The sequence below is a fragment of the Exiguobacterium sp. s160 genome (assembly GCF_018617575.1).
Taxonomy (GTDB): Bacteria; Bacillota; Bacilli; order Exiguobacteriales; family Exiguobacteriaceae; genus Exiguobacterium; species Exiguobacterium aestuarii_A.
The window spans coordinates 329,481-346,510 of sequence record NZ_JACSKK010000001.1; the positions used below are offsets into that span (position 1 = coordinate 329,481).

Below are 17,030 nucleotides of genomic sequence, written 5' to 3' on the forward strand. Positions count from 1 at the left end.
GCTTTACAAATGTGAAAACGCTTTCTATAATGGGTGTACGATTTAAATAGGGAGGAGATCAGATGAATGTACATGATTTACTCCGACGTTACTCGATTCAAACACCAGTCATCTATGAAAAAAAACGTAACGGGGAGTGGGTTAAACTCGAGCGTTTACCTGCCTATACCATTCTTGAAGTCGAAACGAACGATCAAACGATCGAAGCGGTCGCCATTGATGCATTTAAGGCGATCACCGTCTGTCGAGAGTCGGCGTCGATTGAAGAAGCCCGTCCGTATGCTGTGCGTATCCAGATTGAACGACCATAAGAAAAGCCGTAACTTCGAAGGTGAAGTTACGGCTTATTTTATGCAGCGTCTTGTTTGGTTTCATCTTGTGGATTCGTGCGTTTTGCATAGTACATGAACGGTGTTGCCATCCAGGCAATCACAAATTTCGCAACGTACGTCGTAATGAAGATGTTCCACCAGATGTCCCAATCCATTCCCCAGAAAGCGATGATACAGAAAGTGAACGTATCAATTAATTGTGAGAGAACAGTCGAACCTGTCGTTCTGAGCCAGAGTTTTTTCTCGCCCGTTTTGGCGCGAATCTTCGAGTAGACGAAGACGTCAAACAATTGAGAGACGAGATAGGCGGCAAGGCTACCAAGTGTGATCAATGGAAGCATCGAGAAGAGTGCCTCAAAACTTTCGTGCATGAAGAGCGCTTCTTCGAACGGTTCATACATGAGGGCATACTGCATGAGTATCGTCGAAACAATCAAAATGAAGAACCCGAGCCATACCCCTTTTCGAGCCGCAGCTCGTCCGTGTTTTTCGTTCAAAATATCAGTCGCTAAATAAAGCGAACCGTAGACGATGTTACCTAGCGTAAAAATGTATCCGCCAATTACAATCTGTTGTGTGACTTGAATATTTGCGACAACCGAAGCCATCGCAATCCAAGCATATAATCCGACCCGTCCAAACAATTTGTAACTGAGGACGAGAAGACCGAGTGTAAGGATGGCAGAAGGAATCCATAACCATTCGTTTAGCATGCATCATGCTCCTTCCTCTAACTATTCGATGATTTCAACTTTTCAAGTTTATAGAGGAACGGAAATGATGTCAAGGTGAAGGGAGATGAAGAAGTTCTAGTTGATGTGTACCAGCAATCCAAAAGTACCTTCTGAAATATTCAGGAGGTACAGTTTATTGATTAACATGAATAATATCGCTCGCCTTTCCGACGCCCACGCTTTCCGCAGGCAATCCCGGAGCCGCATCGCGCCCTGGGTCGCTGCTGGGTCTCCGTTGGATTGCTCTCCTGCAGGAGTCGGGGCGTCGACGGACGAGCGACGCAAACAATCGTCATCTGGCGGCCGTTTGTCTTTATCTGAGGTTTCGACGACCGAAGAAAAAGTTCGATAGGTGCTTTTAACTGCTTGATTGAAGGATATAGTTGATGCCTCCGACGAGAATCAAACTCGTGCTGAAGCATTATCATTTCCAATCTAGGATTTTGTGGGAGTTGATTCATGAAAGGTATGGTGTGATTGAACTATTGCCAAAATAGTCATTGTAAGTTATCGGTGTATATAACTGTTCATTCGCCAGTGCATGGGCGGTAAGTGTGCACAATGCTGTGCACGAAATCAGTAGCCGTAGATTTCTAAAAATTGCTTGACCGCAACTGGATCAAACTCTAAATCCTCGTAGAATGAGTCAACTATTAACAGTACATCATCATAAGTATCCGCGTTCCATTCAGATGTTTCGAGGACTGATTCGAAATTATTTAACTTTTCTTTTAAATCGTCTAGTTTACCGATTGCTCCTGATAATTCTTTAGAAGCCTCAACATCATTAAAGCTATTTGTTGCAATGACTTCTTGTTCACGTGTGGACTCTAAGAAAAGAAGCGCTGTGTCAGCAGCTAAGAAATCGGCCTCCAATGACTCGTAAACCGAGTTGGTTAGAGCATTAATTTCATCTTCGATTGCAATAAAGCCAACAATGACATTTTCGGTACTTTGTAGGGCTTCGGGAGATTCTTCATTTGTGATAGGTTCAGCATTCTCCTTAGTGCTGCCCTCAACATAATAACTTTGTTAGAGGACAGTGTCTCCGAGTCGCACTTTGTATAACCGTTTCGCTCTCGTTCTTTCGGCGTATTCAACCGGTTCAGACCACGACTCCCAAGAGTCGGCAATCACCATTGTTTCTAAAGAATAGCGTGTAGCGAGTAACTCTTGTTCAAGCTCGAATAATTTTTGTGTATGAAGCGCGGGCGGGTCGTCCGAGGCTATTTCATTCACGATTTCAGACGCTTTCTGCAATTCGTTACGTGACGCTTCGATAATTTCTTCCATCGAGTCGAAACGATCTTCTATTTCTGAGAGCGGTCTCTCTTCGCACGAACCATCACAATCACTAAAATTCTTCTTAATGAGTGAGAGTAATGCATCAGTTCTCATGATAGTTTCATTTACTTCAGTGTAACGATCCGTATACTCCGCTGGAATACCAGCTGGTAATTCATCGGTTTCAATGATGACTAGTTTGGTATCAACAACTACTTTTTCTTCTGAAGCGACTACTTCTTCGCTTTTCAATGTACTTTCATTGGGATTTTGCGCTTCTTCATCTTCGTTACCAAAAGCGAATGACACAAGTATCAACAACACACCAAGACTTAGAATTTGACCCGAAATACGTTTCATTTTCAACATCCGAGGCGGACTCTCGTGGCGTAGCTGATAGTCTTGCTCAATTTCTTTTCGAGCTGCCATATAGATTAAAAATGAAATCGCGAACAATAGACCACCAATACTCCCTATAATGTCCATGATTAACACTCCTTAATTTTTTGTATATATCGTATCATTCAATCTACATATACCCATATCTGTCAAATAAAGTTTCGGTTTGACAAAGTAATGCTCACGACATGAGAAAATGAAAACTGTGCAATTTCTGTGCAATGACAAAAAGAAAGCACCTCCTGTCATAAACAGGAAGTGCTCTGAACCGCTTCGTTGAGCGGTATTTTTGATGCCTCCGACGAGAATCGAACTCGTGCTGCAGCATTACCATTGCTGAGGTCTGCCACTAACCTACAGAGGCGTTACACCAACTATGTTACACACGTTCATTCCATTTTTCAAGCTTTTTCAGAATAATAAGACCCCCAATCTTCTTTGTTAGAAGACTGGAGGTCAAATGGTTCAAGCTTATTTTGTGCGGATCCAAACAGCACCTGCAGAGTTGTCTTTCGCCTCACCGACAACGTCAATGACGAGTCCGTATTGCGGAAGTTTACGTCCTGCATCTGGGATGAGTGAGTTGATGTACGAATTCGCATCATTGAACTGCTTCACGCCAGCTTGTGCTTTGTAATCATACACACCACGACTTGGTGAATCGATGTACCAAGCGAGTGTCTTATCAAGACTGAATGCAGCATCAGCGATTTGGTAACGCGTGCTACCTGCAACTGTCTCTTTCCCTTTCAAGTTTCCGATGAGCGCCTCTGGGTGAGAGTCGACGACACCGAGGAAGCCTTCACCAGGGTGGACACCGACCCAGTTGTCTGTGTACGAGTCATCACCGTACCATACGACAAGACCAGTGTTGTATTTCACGCCACGGCCGTTGAGAAGACCCATATCCGACCCGGCATGGTTACGCCATTCGAGGTAGTAGTAATGCGGTTTTGAATCGTATCCGTCTGAGTTGACAAATCCATCAAGTGTGACGGCTTCAGCACCTTCCGCATCATCTGCGAAGAGTGTTGCTGATTCTGATTGGATTGACAAGTTGTCGACCGCGAAGCCTTTCATTGCGACGCCGCCATCTGTCACGTATTCGAATACGATCTGTACATCTTGTCCAGCGAATTGTGAGAGGTCATAAGACTTGTTAACCCATGCACCGTTCGTCGTCTCAGCAGGGTATCCAGCTTCGTTTGCACCGTTGACGTCATCACCGAACACATCGAGGACAACTTCTTTACCGCCGCTGACGGCTTTCACATACAAGTAGTCGTAATCTGATTCGACTTCATAGAATGAATCGAATGTGAGGACACCGTCCGCACCAAGTTTTACGCTAGGTGTAGCCATTTCCGTATGGATGTCGTCACCTTTTGTCGAGTAGTAGTAGCGCTCGCCATAAGCTGGTTCGATTCCTTTAATCTTCTTATCAGGAAGGTTGACTTTGATAATTCCTGGGTTGTTTGACTTCGTCACAGATTGGTCGAGTTGTGAGACAAAACCTTGTGAGTTGATATCTTCAAGGTCGACTTCTGTGATGTTCGCCCAGTTTCCACCCATGATTTTTTGGAAGTACTCTTTGTTTTGTGGTGAGAAGCTTGTTGGCTCTGTACCAGCGACTTTACCAGCCCAGCTACCACCACTCATGATTGACCATGATTGTACTGGCTCACCTTGACCTGTGTACTGCGTATCGTACTCATCTGGAAGACCGAGGTCATGTCCAAATTCGTGTGCGAAGACGCCGACTGCGCCGTCTTCTGGTTGAATCGTGTAATCATACGCCGCCATTTTACCGCCCCAGTAAGGAACTGCAGCTTCTGTGTTGGCTACCGGATAAACGCCGTTAAGGACCCAACGGTGTGACCATACTGCATCGTCACCAAGTGCGCCACCACCAGCTTCTTGACCAGTACCAGCATGGATGATCATCAAGTGGTCGACGAGGCCGTCTGGCTCATTGAAGTCACCGTCGCCATCCAAGTCGTAAAGATCGTATTGATCGTGCTCGGCAAGATCGATTCCTGATGCGACAGCAGCGTTCAACGCATCTTTAACGAGTTGACGTGGACCAGGACCGACGTTATCATGACCGCCATCGCCTTTGTCTGCACCATAGTCTTTCGCAGTTCCTGGTACGGTTAACCATTCCGAAACTTCACCGTCGACCGTGTAACTTCCACCTGACTGTTCTTCATAGTATTGTTTAAACGTTTGTACTTTCTCACCGTTAAAGAGTTCGAATGATTCATCACCGAACATGTATTTTTCATAATGCTCTTTGCTGAAGTTATCGCTATACATATAGCCTGGATCTTGTTCGACGTTATTGTGTTTGAAGTCGCTATACTCGACGAGAAGGACGAGGACCTTATCTTCACGCACTGCACCGTTATAAGATGATTGTTGTGCCGGAGAAACCTTCACTTGACCGTTCGGTTTTCCTTTACGGTAGTTCGCTTGTCCCTTTTTCGCTTTGTCGAGAATTCGTTCAGTTTCTTTTTCGAATTGAGTATGTATCTTCTCTTTTGCTTTTGAAGCCTTCTCATTCAATTCGTCGTCGTGCTTATGTGGATCTTTCGCTTCACCTTGTTTTTTCGCGATGTACGCGTCGACCGCTTTCATGCGCTCAGATGCTGACAATCCTTTTTTGATGACGCCACGCTTCTCGAGTGCTTTTGCGAGACGATCTTCATCGATGATGTTATGGTCGAACGGAGCGAGCTCGCTCGTTGTCGGTACAGATGGTGCAACCGATAGCGGTGCAGCACCAGCAGCCGGAACGATACTGACTGTCATGGCAGATGTCATGAGAGCCGCGAGTGTCGTTCGACGGATGGAACGATTTTTCATTTGTATGAACCTCCTGTAAAAAAATAATGGGAAAATGTGTGAGCTTGTTGTAAATGTACCGTTTGTGTCTGATTAATGTCAATATTCAGAAAATAATAACCAGAAAAAGAGTCTAAAGACCTATTTAGTCAATATGAACTAAATAGTCTTAGACTCCAGGTCGATATATCCATAATGGAACTTCGATGTTTTTCGCTTTATGTGAGTAAAATCATAGCGTTTGAAGGCATCGCTCTCGAAATGCGCCTTTAAGACAATTCGTTTCTTAGCTACTCGTTTCGCTTCAACCATCAACTCTTCCGAGAGTGGGGAGGTGTCGGCGATTGAACGAAGTGGGTTCAGATGAACCGATTCTGAAATCGTCTTTTCGAACATCGGATCAAAGTAAATACAGTCGAACGAATTTTCCGCACATGTTTTCAAATATTCGAGAGAATTCGTATGAACGACCTCAATGCGACGCATTGCCTCATTGACCTGCTCATCTTTTTCGACCCATACGGACATGCCTTCTCGGACGAGCTGTGCCGTTATGAATTGGCTCTCAAGACCGATTACTTTTCCGGTTGAACCGACGGCATGGCTCATGACGATACTGTCCGATCCGAGTCCGAGCGTACAGTCTAAAATACGATCACCAGGTACTGCTTGTAATGCGTCAATGAGTGGATCTGTTCCGCCACGACTGAGTTGCTTCACGCGAAAGACCGAGCTAGAAGGGTGAAAAAAGAATGGCTCTTTACTTTGTAATGGTGTGAACTCGACGCGTCGCTTGTCAAAGACAAGCACATCTTGGCGATGCCGCTTTTTCAATTCCTCAATGGAATGTTTGCGTCGCTCGACAAATTTCATATTATATGATGTGGCATGCGTTTGCGCCCGATATAATACTTCGTCTGTCGGACGTAAACAAGTGGTTACGATATACATGGGACGGGCTCCTTCATAAAAAATGAGACGCAGTCGCGTCTCATTTTTTCTTACTGAGTAAATCTGACAGTTCATCGATCAGTGCTTTGTGAGAAGCGAGTTCTTTCTTCTTCTCGTCGTTCACGTTCACCGGACGTTTTGAACGGCTTTGAAGTGCTTCGAGTGTCTCGTCGATTGACGATTTCAACGTGTCACGTTCTTCAGGTTTTAAGGATACTTCATGCGGATTTTCTCCAGAGGCATCTAATTCGCGAAGGCGCGCCATCAATTGTTTCGCTTCACGATTTAAATCCACTAGCAATCTGTCAATTTGTTCCAATCGTAATTTGATTCCATCTCGTTCAGTAAACATCTGTTTCACCTCTTTTGCGGTTTAACCCTAAGGTCTCTTCCTGTTTACTTTACCATAAAATTTGTTAAACGAAACTACCGGGAATATATTCCATTTATTTTGACTGTAAGAAACATTGTTTCTCTATCCCCACACGAAGTTCACCTGCTATACTAACTGAGCTAATAAGGAGGTGGGCGGATGGAGACCACAAATCATCCACCAAAAGCGCTCAAGGGAGCGATTGTGTCGATCACGGCATATTTGATTTTATCTATATTAAAAGTGTTCTTCGGATACTTATATGAGTCTGAGGCGGTTTTAGCCGATGGATTCAACAACACGACGGATATTATCGCATCGGTCGCCGTCTATATCGGAATTCGGGTTGCGGCGTTGCCTCGGGATGCCGAGCATAAATATGGTCACGCGAAGATGGAGACAATCTCTGCACTCATCGCTTCATTGATCATGATTGCGGTCGGTATTTTCGTCTTCTTTAATAGTCTGTCGAATTTAATCGGGGGAGAATATGCAGAACCGAACCCGTTAGCAGCGGTCGTCGCGTTCGCCAGTGCGCTCGTCATGTTCGGGGTGTATCGCTTCAACTTGAACCTCGCAAAGAAAACAAAATCATTGGCACTTAAGGCTGCGGCGAAAGACAACTTGGCCGATGCGATGATTTCAGTTGGAGCTACGCTTGGTGTGCTATTCGCTTATTTCCAACTGCCTTGGATGGACACGGTCTTGGCAATTGTTATTGCCGGCATGATCATCCGGACAGCGATCCAAATCTTTTTAGATGCAACCCATCAGCTTTCTGACGGATTCCCTCCACACCTCGTCGAGTCTTATGAGGAAACGATTGAACAATTTGAACGTGTGAAAGAAGTTCGGGAGATTAAAGGGCGTCATCTAGGAAATCACGTGATGCTCGATGTGACGATTGCAGTTGATGGAGATTTGACCGTAGACGCGGCCCATGAATTATGTGACGAAATCGAACGGAAACTGGATGAACAGCATGCGGTCGATTCGGTACATATTCATATTGAACCGATTTGACGTTCGGTTATCTTTTGCGCTTCATGATTGGATTCGTTTATAATAAGCGCAGACAGATATTGAACTACTAGTTAAGGAGGGCACGGGATGAACATCGTGCGTCAACCTATTCGCCAAATTGATGAGATCGAATATGAACACTTTCAGAAATATGGAGAAAACTCATATGGCGTTTCTGCTGATGAATTGAAAGGGATCCTCGAAGAAATGGGGACGGAGCAACTTTATCATGCAGAAGAGCATAGTTACGGAGAAGACTTTTATTACGACTTGATGGTCGATGACAAACTTGTCGGTAAAGTCTTGTTGCTCAAGCTTGCCCGAGTTTACCAACTTGACCTAATGGTGTTCGATGCATACAAAAATAAGGGATATGCTACGGAAGGTTTGCGTCTCGCCTTATTGGACTCAAAGTTGATGGATGGACAAACAGTTCGCGCCGGGATTCCACCGACGAGCCCACATCAACAAGAGATGCATCAAGTGCTCGTTCAAAACGGATTTGAAAAGCGAAACGGTCTATATTATTTAAATTTCAAGAAACGATATGTAGTAAACCATTAAGCTGACGGCGTCTCGCACGTCAGCTTTTTTCATATGGAGGGGTAAGGATGAAGCAGGTCACCATTAAAGATATCGCCGAGCTCGCAGGAGTCGCAAAGAGTACAGTCTCCCGCTATTTGAACGGTGGGTCGGTAGGGAAGGCGACAAGAGAAAAACTCGATCGGGTCATCCGGGAAACCAATTATGAACCGAATCAATTCGCCCAAAGTCTTAAGTCAAAGCAGACGAAGATGATTGGGGTCATCGTTCCGCGACTCGATTCTTACGCCGCCTCGCGTACGATGATGGGAATCGATGAACGATTGACAGAACGAGGCTATCAGATGCTCGTCGTCAACACGGCACAACAGACGGAACGAGAGATTGAACAATTATACAACCTCGCCAAACAAAAGGTCGCCGGCATCATTTGGCTAGGAACGACTGTCACCGACCGTCACCTCGAAGCAATAGAGGTGATTCAAATTCCGGTGTTGCTGATTGGTCAACAGCATGACAACGTGCACAGTCTCGTCTACCCGGACTATGAAGCCGCATATGCTCTCGGTAGAGAGTTCACGAAATGGGGTCATCGGGACGTCGTCTACGTCGGTGTTTCGGAGGCAGATATCGCAGTCGGACAAGATCGGCGTGATGGATTTTTAAAGGCGCTTCATGAGGCAGATGCACGCGTCACAGTCGTTCAGACAACCTTTAAAATCGAAGATGCCATTCCGATTGGAGAACGGTTGGCCAAGGAGATTGGCTCGACCTCACTCATTATTTGTGCAACGGACAATATTGCCCTTGGTGTATTGAAGGGACTGGCGAATCAGGGGATTTCTGTTCCAAATGACATCTCTGTCAGTGGCTTTGGTGGCTATGATTTTACGGAAGTCTTACATCCATCGATTACGACCATCCATCTTCCGTATCGGCGAACTGGGGCCAAGTCGGCAGATATGATGCTTCAACTTTTACAAGGAAATGACGTCCCGATGAAAACGTTCACAATTTTTGAATTAAAAGTGCGCGAAAGCGTTGACAAGCTGAATTAAATCGTTTACATTCGTGTTGCGGAACCGGTTCCGCAACATTTTTTATTCTAAATTGGAACCGGTACCAATTGTATGTAGAACTTATAAGATTTTTGGAGGTGGACGATATGAACACCGTACATTGTATCGGCGAATTGTTGATTGACTGGGTATGCGAGGATGCCTCGAGCGACCTCGTTAACGGAACGACGTTCGTCAAAAAAGCAGGTGGCGCACCTGCGAATGTGGCGGCAGTCGTCAGTAAGCATGGTGGACAGTCGAGTTTTCTCGGACAAGTCGGAAATGACCCGTTCGGTCTTTTCTTGAAACAGACGTTGACCGACAACGGAGTCAGCACAGACAACCTTGTTGAATCGGGAGATACGACATTCGCTTTTGTGTCGATTCAAGAGGACGGAGAGCGGGACTTCACATTCCGTCGCGGAAGTGATGGAGATTATGCGTTTGAATCCATTGATTTGTCATTGATTCAAAAAGGTGATCTCATTCATTTCGGTTCTGCGACAGCATTACTAGATGGAAAACTAAAAGATGCGTACTTCAAATTATTGCAATTTGCAAAACGGGATGGCTTGTTCATCTCATTTGACCCGAACTATCGAGATGCATTGATCACGGACCTTGAGCAGTTCAAACAAGATTCGAAACATTTCATCGCAGAATCAGACTTCATTAAATTGAGTGAAGAAGAAGCACACTTACTGACCGGCGAAGAGCAACTTGAAGACGCTGTTCAAGCACTACTTCAATTAGGTGCAAAACAGATTGCCATCACATTAGGGTCTCGTGGGACGTTGATTGCAACAAGCACACATCATGAAATCGTTCCTTCAATCTCGATCGATAGTGTCGATTCTACTGGAGCGGGAGATGCGTTCGTCGGTGCTTATCTGTATCGTTTGGCGTCACTCGGATTTGACCCGGAGCGCTTACGTTCCGACATCGAATATGCAAACGTAACGGGTGCATTAACATGTACAGCTTATGGCGCTATTCCAGCAATTCCATCACGACAACTTGTGAATGAAACGTTAGGAGGGAAATGAAAATGGATTACAAAAAAGAAGCAGCATCGATATTAGAAGCGATTGGTGGGAAAGAAAACGTGGCGGCAGCTGCTCACTGTGCGACGCGTCTTCGTCTCGTATTGAACGATGAGTCGAAGGTTGATGAGAAAGCTCTCGAACAACTCGATGTTGTCAAAGGAACGTTCTCAACGGGAGGACAATACCAAATCATCATCGGACAAGGTACGGTCAACAAGGTATATACAGAGTTCTCGTTATTAACAGGACTTGGAGACATGTCGACGACAGATGTGAAATCGGCCGGGGCGAAAAAGATGAACCCGCTCCAACAGTTCGTCAAAATGTTATCGGATATTTTTGTTCCAATCATCCCGGCCATCGTCGCCGGCGGTCTCTTGATGGGGATCAACAACTTATTGACGGCACCGGATTTGTTCTTCGAAGGACGTTCATTGATTGACCAGTATCCAGGCATGGCAGACCTCGCAGCAATGATCAATACGTTCGCAAATGCCGCCTTCGTTTTCCTACCTGTACTCATAGGTTTCTCCGCAGCCAAGCGATTCGGGGGTAACCCGTATCTTGGTGCAGCGCTCGGTATGATCATGGTTCACCCGGACTTGATTAACGCATATGCACAGGCTAGTGTTGAAGAAATTCCGGTTTGGAACATTTTCGGTCTTGAGATTGAGAAGTTAGGATATCAAGGACAAGTCTTACCAGTCCTCGTCTCGACGTATATTTTATCGAAGCTTGAAATCAATATTCGGAAGTTCATGCCGGCGTCACTTGATATCTTGCTTACGCCGTTACTCTCACTCCTCTTCACAGCGTTCATCACGTTCGCATTCGTGGGTCCAATCACACGTGAAGCAGGGAACTTGATCATTGATGGGTTGGTATGGACGTATGATTCACTCGGATTCGTCGGTGGTTTGATCATGGGTCTTCTCTACGCCCCAATCGTTATTACAGGTATGCACCATAGCTTCATCGCGATTGAAACACAACTTCTTGTTGATATCGCCGAAACTGGCGGATCGTTCATCTTCCCAATCGCTGCGATGTCGAACGTCGCACAAGGGGCGGCTACACTCGCTGTCTTCTTCTTGACTGCTGATAAGAAGATGAAAGGTGTCGCATCAGCATCAGGGATCTCAGCATTACTTGGAATCACAGAGCCTGCCATGTTCGGGGTTAACTTAAAGCTTCGTTATCCGTTCATCGCAGCCATCGTCGGTTCAGCTATCGCCTCTGCATTCATCGTTGGAAACGACGTATTGGCAGTAGCGCTCGGTGCTGCTGGATTACCGGGAATTATCTCAATCGCACCTGGTTCGATCATCTCATATATCATCGGTATGGCTATCGCATTCGCCGTGACATTTGGATTGACATTCATCCTCGCGAAGCGACAAGCAAAAAAAGAAGCGGTCAAACAAGCCGCGTAATGAAAAAGGAAGTGACACTATGAATTGGACGAAGGCCGAACGTTATCGTTCACTCCGTGACGTGAGCGCCCTCGAGATGGAGGTGCTCCGTACAAAGACGGCCGCATCCCCGTGGCGGTTTGGATACCATATCCAGCCGCCTACGGGCCTCCTCAATGACCCGAACGGCTTCGCATATTACGATGGAGAGTACCATCTATTCTATCAGTGGTTCCCGCTCGGGCCAGTTCACGGTCTCAAACATTGGTACCATGTCAGTTCACCCGATCTCGTCCATTGGACGGACCGCGGGGTGGCGTTAGTCCCTGAAACGAAGGAAGATTCTCATGGTGCCTATTCTGGAAGTGGATTCGTCGTTGATGACACCCTTCACGTGATGTACACCGGGAATCATCGTACCGACGATTGGACGCGTCACGCCTCGCAAATTATCGGTGTCTTACGTGACGGGGTAATTGAGCGTCGTAACGTGGCGATCCCGGATATTCCAGCAGGCTACACGGAACATTTCCGTGATCCAAAAGTATGGGAAGAAGATGGAGCGTATTATGCGATTGTCGGCGCACAGCGAACGGATGAGACAGGATGTGTCGTCTTATATCGTTCGACCGACTTGAATGAATGGACGTTTTTAGGTGAAGTGAAGACCGAGCTCGAGCGGTTCGGTTACATGTGGGAATGTCCTGACGAGTTTGAACTGAATGGAAGACATGTCCTCATTTTTTCTCCTCAAGGGATTGAGCCTGAGGGTCATCGCTACCACAACATCTATCAATCCGGATACGTCACAGGTACTCTTGATTTAGAAACGCTCGTCTTCACGCACGAGTCATTTGAAGAGCTCGACTTCGGTTTCGACTTTTACGCTCCGCAAACGACGGAGCATGATGGTCGTCGTATTCTAGTCGGCTGGATGGGCTTACCAGAGATTGAATATCCGACAGATCGCTACGGTTGGGCTCATGCGTTGACGCTTCCTCGAGAACTCTCGCTTGAAGATGGCGTATTAAAACAACGACCAGTCCTTGAAATGAAGCAACTCCGAACTAATCAGTTCGCAGACGAATCAGGTACGCATATCGAAATGATTTCGCCCAAACGTTATGAATTGAAATTGTCGACGTTCGGAGAAGACTTCGAGCTTGAACTATTGAAGACAGAAGAAGAGTCGCTTGTGATTCGGTACGAGAAAGATACACGCGAATTGACCATCGATCGGACAAACGCGGGTGAACCGTTCGCGACCGAGTTCGGGACGACCCGGACAAAAGTGATCGATGTCACGTCCCTTCATCTGTTTGTCGATTCGTCAAGCGTCGAATGTTTCGTCAACGACGGTGACGCCGTGGCAACACTCCGCGTTTTCCCAAGTGATGACGAGAAACGGATTCGCTTCGTCGGAGCGGAGGCAAGTCTAGTTGGTTGGAAGTATGAATGAGTGTAAAAGCTGAGCGTTTGCTCGGCTTTTTTATTTTCCCAAATATTGAAACCGATTTAAATGATGCGACGTATATTAGGCGAGAGGGGTGAAATGATGGATAAAATGATGAAGTGGGTTGATGCAATTCGTACGATTACCGCACCATTTGGTGATCCGATTGGAGAGATTGAGAATGAAGAAATCGAACACGTGATCGTGGCGGAGTCATCAGAGCGCGGAATATTCAATTCAGAAGTGGCGTTAGAGTTTCATGAATTGAGCCAGGTGCGGGTCTTCGCGGAAATGCTACGAAGTTCGGAAGAAATCGAAGGCATTGAGATTGAAGTGGCTCCTGATTTCGACCTCACAGTACAGTACAAGGGTGGGGAGTATGAATGTTATCAACTTTGGCTCGGTCAACCGAACCGTCCAAGTGTGATCACGAAACTCGAACGAACGGACGTTATTTGGAAGTTACCAGAACAGACGACGAATCGATTGATTGATGTCCTCGGGTTAAATACTTAAAAAAAGCACCTCTTTATGAGGTGCTTACGAGTTGAATCGAATGAATCGTTCGATTTGTCGCTCTGATTTTCTAGCTTGCCGTCCGACCCAAATCAAGTGACCCGGGCTGTTCAGGATTGTTAGCTGAGCATGGGGGATCAAACGCTTCGCATAATAGGCGTGGCGAACGGGTACGGCTTTGTCATTTTTCGAGTGAATGATATAGGTCGGGCACGACACACCAAGTAAGACTTCGCTCGATACACGCTGTTTCAAATCGAACTGTGCGCCAAGGCCAAACGCCATTTGATTGGCGACACGTTTGAGGAGGAAGATGTCATAAGGAGACACCTCTTCCCGAATCGTCTCGAGTGCCAACACACTCGTCGATTGAATCATGCGTGCTGTCGCTTCGAAAGGATGTTTTTGAATGGCACGAGCAATGAATTGTTTCATGATGTATTGAAGCGCGATGAATGCAGGTTGGACAATATTTCTGCTGACTGTGTCCCGATACGGAAAATCGACAACACTCGTCACGGCGGCAGCTAGTGTCAAGCTTCGGACACGATGGTTTTGGGACGCGAGTTCAATCGCGGTCGGTCCTCCGGCAGAGATGCCGTAAACATGATATTGATCAATTTCTAGCATTTGCATCAAGTGAGTGAGTCGGGATGCAAAGAGTTGAGGAGATGCTGAAAAAGAGTACGGTGTTTCTCCATATCCGGGTCTAGATGGGACTATGACCCGAAACCCGGACAAAACGAGCTGGTCCACATGGTATGGTTCTAAACTCGATGACTGGGTCCCATGAATCAGTACGATCACAGGACCGTGACCACGGTCTATATATTCAATTTTTGAGCCGTCGACGTGTGCGTAATATTTCACTTCAGATGGCGCCTCCTTAAACAGTTTGTAATGGAAAATACCTTTATTTCGTGGAAATAAAATGATAATGTCTGTTTATACATATTATAGATATAGAAATGAAAGGGGATAGAACCGTGAATAACCGAGAGCGGTTACTTGAAGTTCGACGTTTCTTCGAACGTTACACGGACGAAGCAAATCCTAAAACACTAGAAGATTTGCTCGAATACTTGTCAACAATTGGAGATACTTCTAAGTTAGCAAAAAAATCGGTGAAAGACGATATCCAAGCACTGAATAATTCGGGGTTTGAAGTGCAGGATGAATTGGAGAAGAATGGTCTCGCCAAAAAATATTGGCACTCTGCTCGTTTGTTCGAGATTCACGAACTTCGAATGATGGTCGATGCCATCGTCGCAGCCAAATTCATCTCAGAAGACGTGACCGAAGAAATCGTTGAAAAGCTTCAAATGCTGACGAGCAATCCTGAGGCGCAGACGTTACAATCGATCATTAAGACACCGAAGAAAAAACACGGACAGATTCCGTACCATATCGACCGCATTCAGCGAGCGATTCATGAACGGAAAGCCATCTCGTTCCAATATACGGATGTCATCGGATTCGACGTGACGAAGCGAACGTTCCCGCTCCGTCGTGATGGAGAGCGGTACGTCATCAATCCAATCGACTTGCATTGGAATCACGAACAGTATTACTTGATTGGCATCGATGAATCGATCGGAGAGGTTCGGAACTATCGGGTCGACCGAATCGTAAACTCCGAGATTGTAGAAGACGGCACCATTCGTCCGAAACACCATCTTCCAGATGACTATTACCAAAAGTCCTTCAATATGTACAACGGCTTGGATGAGCAAATCGTCTTGTCGGTCGATGAGCGCGTTCTTCCGGTCATCTTCGATAAGTTAGGAGAAGACGTCTCTGTGTCTGAACATGAAGAACGTTTCCTCATCCGTTTCGATGCGGCCGTGTCTGACGGATTCATTTACTGGTTGCTCTCTTTAGGGGCACAAGTAGAAGTTGTTGAACCACTCACGCTTCGCGACCATATGAAGGCAACGATTGAAAAAATGGCAAATACTTATGAGAATACAAGCATTCATTCATCCATCGAGTAATCAGATGTGCTATACTGCTTGCGACACTTAATGAAGGGGGACAGGCGGATGTTGAATTGGATGCCATTGATCATTCCGATTGTCGCTGTCATTTTCGTAACGATCGTCGCAAGACGCGCCATGAAAATGGATAAAGAGAACTAACATGAAGAGACATCATCCTTGATTGGGAGATGTCTCTTTCGCTATGGAGGTAGAACGTGGATACGATTACACATACGTTATTCGGTCTAACGCTATATGGTGCAGCCGATAAACGTGATTTACAACAACATGAAAAACGAGCCTTGTTCGTCACGACGCTCGTCGGGAGTCAAATCCCGGACAGTGATGTGATTTCAAGACTATGGGACACGGAAGGGATGTATCAGATGTGGCACCGCGGCATCACCCACTCCATCTTTCTCGTCCCGCTCTTCGCACTGCTCATCTACATACTCGTTCGTCTTCTCTTTCGAGTGACGGACATCCGTTATTTTTGGTGGGCTCTGTTGTCTGTGTTCATACACAACACATCAGACTTATTCAATGCGTGGGGGACGGGCTACTTCGAACCGATCTCGGACGTGAGGATCACATTCGGTGTGATCCCGATTGTCGACTTTGTCTATTGGGGCATCTTCTTGGTCGCCTGGCTCGTGGCCCGTAAACAAGAAGTCCGCTATAAGAAGTATCGGTATGCATGGTCTGCCCTCGTCCTGTATGTCGCGATTCAAAGTGCGCAAGGAGCTTACTTGTATCAGGCATATGCAGATGAACACGACGAAGTAGCCCTTTCGGCTTCTTTCATCCCGACGCAGTTCACCGTCATCACAAAGACTGACGAGAACGTTTCGCTCTATAAAGATTCGATTTATCAAAAAGCAACCTTACAATACAACTTGACGTCTAACGAACAAGTGAGTCTTGAACCATTGTTTGAAGCGAATCAAGAGGCGCACACATTGACGAAATGGTCACCGTTCGTTGTCATCGTGGCAAATGAGGAACGGCTCGGCGTCTTTGACCCACGTTTTTATGACGGGGAGTCTTCTTTCTTATACGAATATATAGAAAGGTAGGATCAAT

17 protein-coding genes and 1 tRNA gene are annotated in these 17,030 nt (G+C 46.0%); 10 read left to right on the forward strand and 8 right to left on the reverse strand.

What is annotated here, in order from left to right; genetic code table 11:
• The first annotated feature begins 62 nt into the window (after positions 1–62).
• Positions 63–311 carry a hypothetical protein gene (locus tag KNO86_RS01695; protein ID WP_214692196.1) on the forward strand — a complete coding sequence of 83 codons (249 nt, stop codon included), beginning with the start codon at positions 63–65 and terminating at the stop codon, positions 309–311.
• Positions 312–349: 38 nt separating this feature from the next.
• On the opposite strand, the gene KNO86_RS01700 is transcribed toward KNO86_RS01695, so the two are convergent.
• The 7 genes from KNO86_RS01700 to KNO86_RS01730 form a co-directional block, all read right to left on the reverse strand.
• Complete coding sequence (locus tag KNO86_RS01700) at positions 350–1,045, reverse strand: queuosine precursor transporter (RefSeq protein ID WP_214692197.1); 696 nt, start codon at positions 1,043–1,045, stop codon at positions 350–352.
• 597 nt (positions 1,046–1,642) lie between these two features.
• A complete protein-coding gene (locus KNO86_RS01705; protein WP_214692198.1) occupies positions 1,643–1,942 on the reverse strand; it encodes a hypothetical protein in 300 nt (99 codons plus the stop codon).
• Positions 1,943–2,098: 156 nt separating this feature from the next.
• A complete protein-coding gene (locus KNO86_RS01710; RefSeq protein ID WP_214692200.1) occupies positions 2,099–2,836 on the reverse strand; it encodes a hypothetical protein in 738 nt (245 codons plus the stop codon).
• Between the two features lie 206 nt (positions 2,837–3,042).
• A tRNA-Thr gene (locus KNO86_RS01715) sits at positions 3,043–3,113 on the reverse strand.
• A 107-nt stretch (positions 3,114–3,220) separates the two neighbouring features.
• Entirely contained in the window at positions 3,221–5,614 is a 2,394-nt protein-coding gene (locus KNO86_RS01720; protein WP_214692202.1) for an immune inhibitor A domain-containing protein, read from the reverse strand.
• A gap of 138 nt (positions 5,615–5,752) precedes the next feature.
• Complete coding sequence (locus KNO86_RS01725; RefSeq protein WP_214692204.1) at positions 5,753–6,544, reverse strand: class I SAM-dependent methyltransferase; 792 nt, start codon at positions 6,542–6,544, stop codon at positions 5,753–5,755.
• 40 nt (positions 6,545–6,584) lie between these two features.
• Positions 6,585–6,896, reverse strand: coding sequence for a hypothetical protein (locus KNO86_RS01730; protein ID WP_026826028.1), 312 nt, complete (start codon positions 6,894–6,896; stop codon positions 6,585–6,587).
• A 180-nt stretch (positions 6,897–7,076) separates the two neighbouring features.
• Between KNO86_RS01730 and KNO86_RS01735 the strand changes: the two genes are divergently transcribed.
• The 7 genes from KNO86_RS01735 to KNO86_RS01765 all read left to right on the forward strand — a co-directional run bounded on the left by KNO86_RS01735 (position 7,077) and on the right by KNO86_RS01765 (position 13,968).
• The gene (locus tag KNO86_RS01735) at positions 7,077–7,940 is read left to right on the forward strand and encodes a cation diffusion facilitator family transporter (protein ID WP_214692206.1); all 864 of its coding nucleotides are present in this window, start codon (positions 7,077–7,079) and stop codon (positions 7,938–7,940) included.
• A gap of 87 nt (positions 7,941–8,027) precedes the next feature.
• Positions 8,028–8,504, forward strand: a complete 477-nt coding sequence (locus tag KNO86_RS01740; RefSeq protein WP_214692209.1) for an N-acetyltransferase — start codon at positions 8,028–8,030, stop codon at positions 8,502–8,504.
• 47 nt (positions 8,505–8,551) lie between these two features.
• On the forward strand, positions 8,552–9,541 hold the full coding sequence (locus KNO86_RS01745; RefSeq protein WP_214692211.1) for a LacI family DNA-binding transcriptional regulator: 990 nt from the start codon (positions 8,552–8,554) through the stop codon (positions 9,539–9,541).
• Positions 9,542–9,648: 107 nt separating this feature from the next.
• Positions 9,649–10,587 (forward strand): carbohydrate kinase family protein, encoded by a 939-nt coding sequence (locus tag KNO86_RS01750; RefSeq protein WP_214692213.1) that lies wholly within the window; start codon positions 9,649–9,651, stop codon positions 10,585–10,587.
• A gap of 2 nt (positions 10,588–10,589) precedes the next feature.
• Entirely contained in the window at positions 10,590–12,020 is a 1,431-nt protein-coding gene (locus KNO86_RS01755; protein WP_214692221.1) for a sucrose-specific PTS transporter subunit IIBC, read from the forward strand.
• A 19-nt stretch (positions 12,021–12,039) separates the two neighbouring features.
• Positions 12,040–13,458, forward strand: a complete 1,419-nt coding sequence (locus tag KNO86_RS01760) for a glycoside hydrolase family 32 protein (protein WP_214692223.1) — start codon at positions 12,040–12,042, stop codon at positions 13,456–13,458.
• A 96-nt stretch (positions 13,459–13,554) separates the two neighbouring features.
• Positions 13,555–13,968 carry a YhfM domain-containing protein gene (locus KNO86_RS01765; protein WP_214692225.1) on the forward strand — a complete coding sequence of 138 codons (414 nt, stop codon included), beginning with the start codon at positions 13,555–13,557 and terminating at the stop codon, positions 13,966–13,968.
• A gap of 24 nt (positions 13,969–13,992) precedes the next feature.
• On the opposite strand, the gene KNO86_RS01770 is transcribed toward KNO86_RS01765, so the two are convergent.
• Complete coding sequence (locus KNO86_RS01770; protein ID WP_214692227.1) at positions 13,993–14,838, reverse strand: alpha/beta fold hydrolase; 846 nt, start codon at positions 14,836–14,838, stop codon at positions 13,993–13,995.
• Positions 14,839–14,954: 116 nt separating this feature from the next.
• Here KNO86_RS01770 and KNO86_RS01775 point away from each other — a divergent pair, with 116 nt between their 5' ends.
• Both KNO86_RS01775 and KNO86_RS01780 read left to right on the forward strand, forming a co-directional pair.
• A complete protein-coding gene (locus tag KNO86_RS01775) occupies positions 14,955–15,962 on the forward strand; it encodes a helix-turn-helix transcriptional regulator (protein WP_214692229.1) in 1,008 nt (335 codons plus the stop codon).
• Positions 15,963–16,162: 200 nt separating this feature from the next.
• Entirely contained in the window at positions 16,163–17,023 is an 861-nt protein-coding gene (locus KNO86_RS01780; RefSeq protein ID WP_214692237.1) for a metal-dependent hydrolase, read from the forward strand.
• Positions 17,024–17,030: the final 7 nt, after the last annotated feature.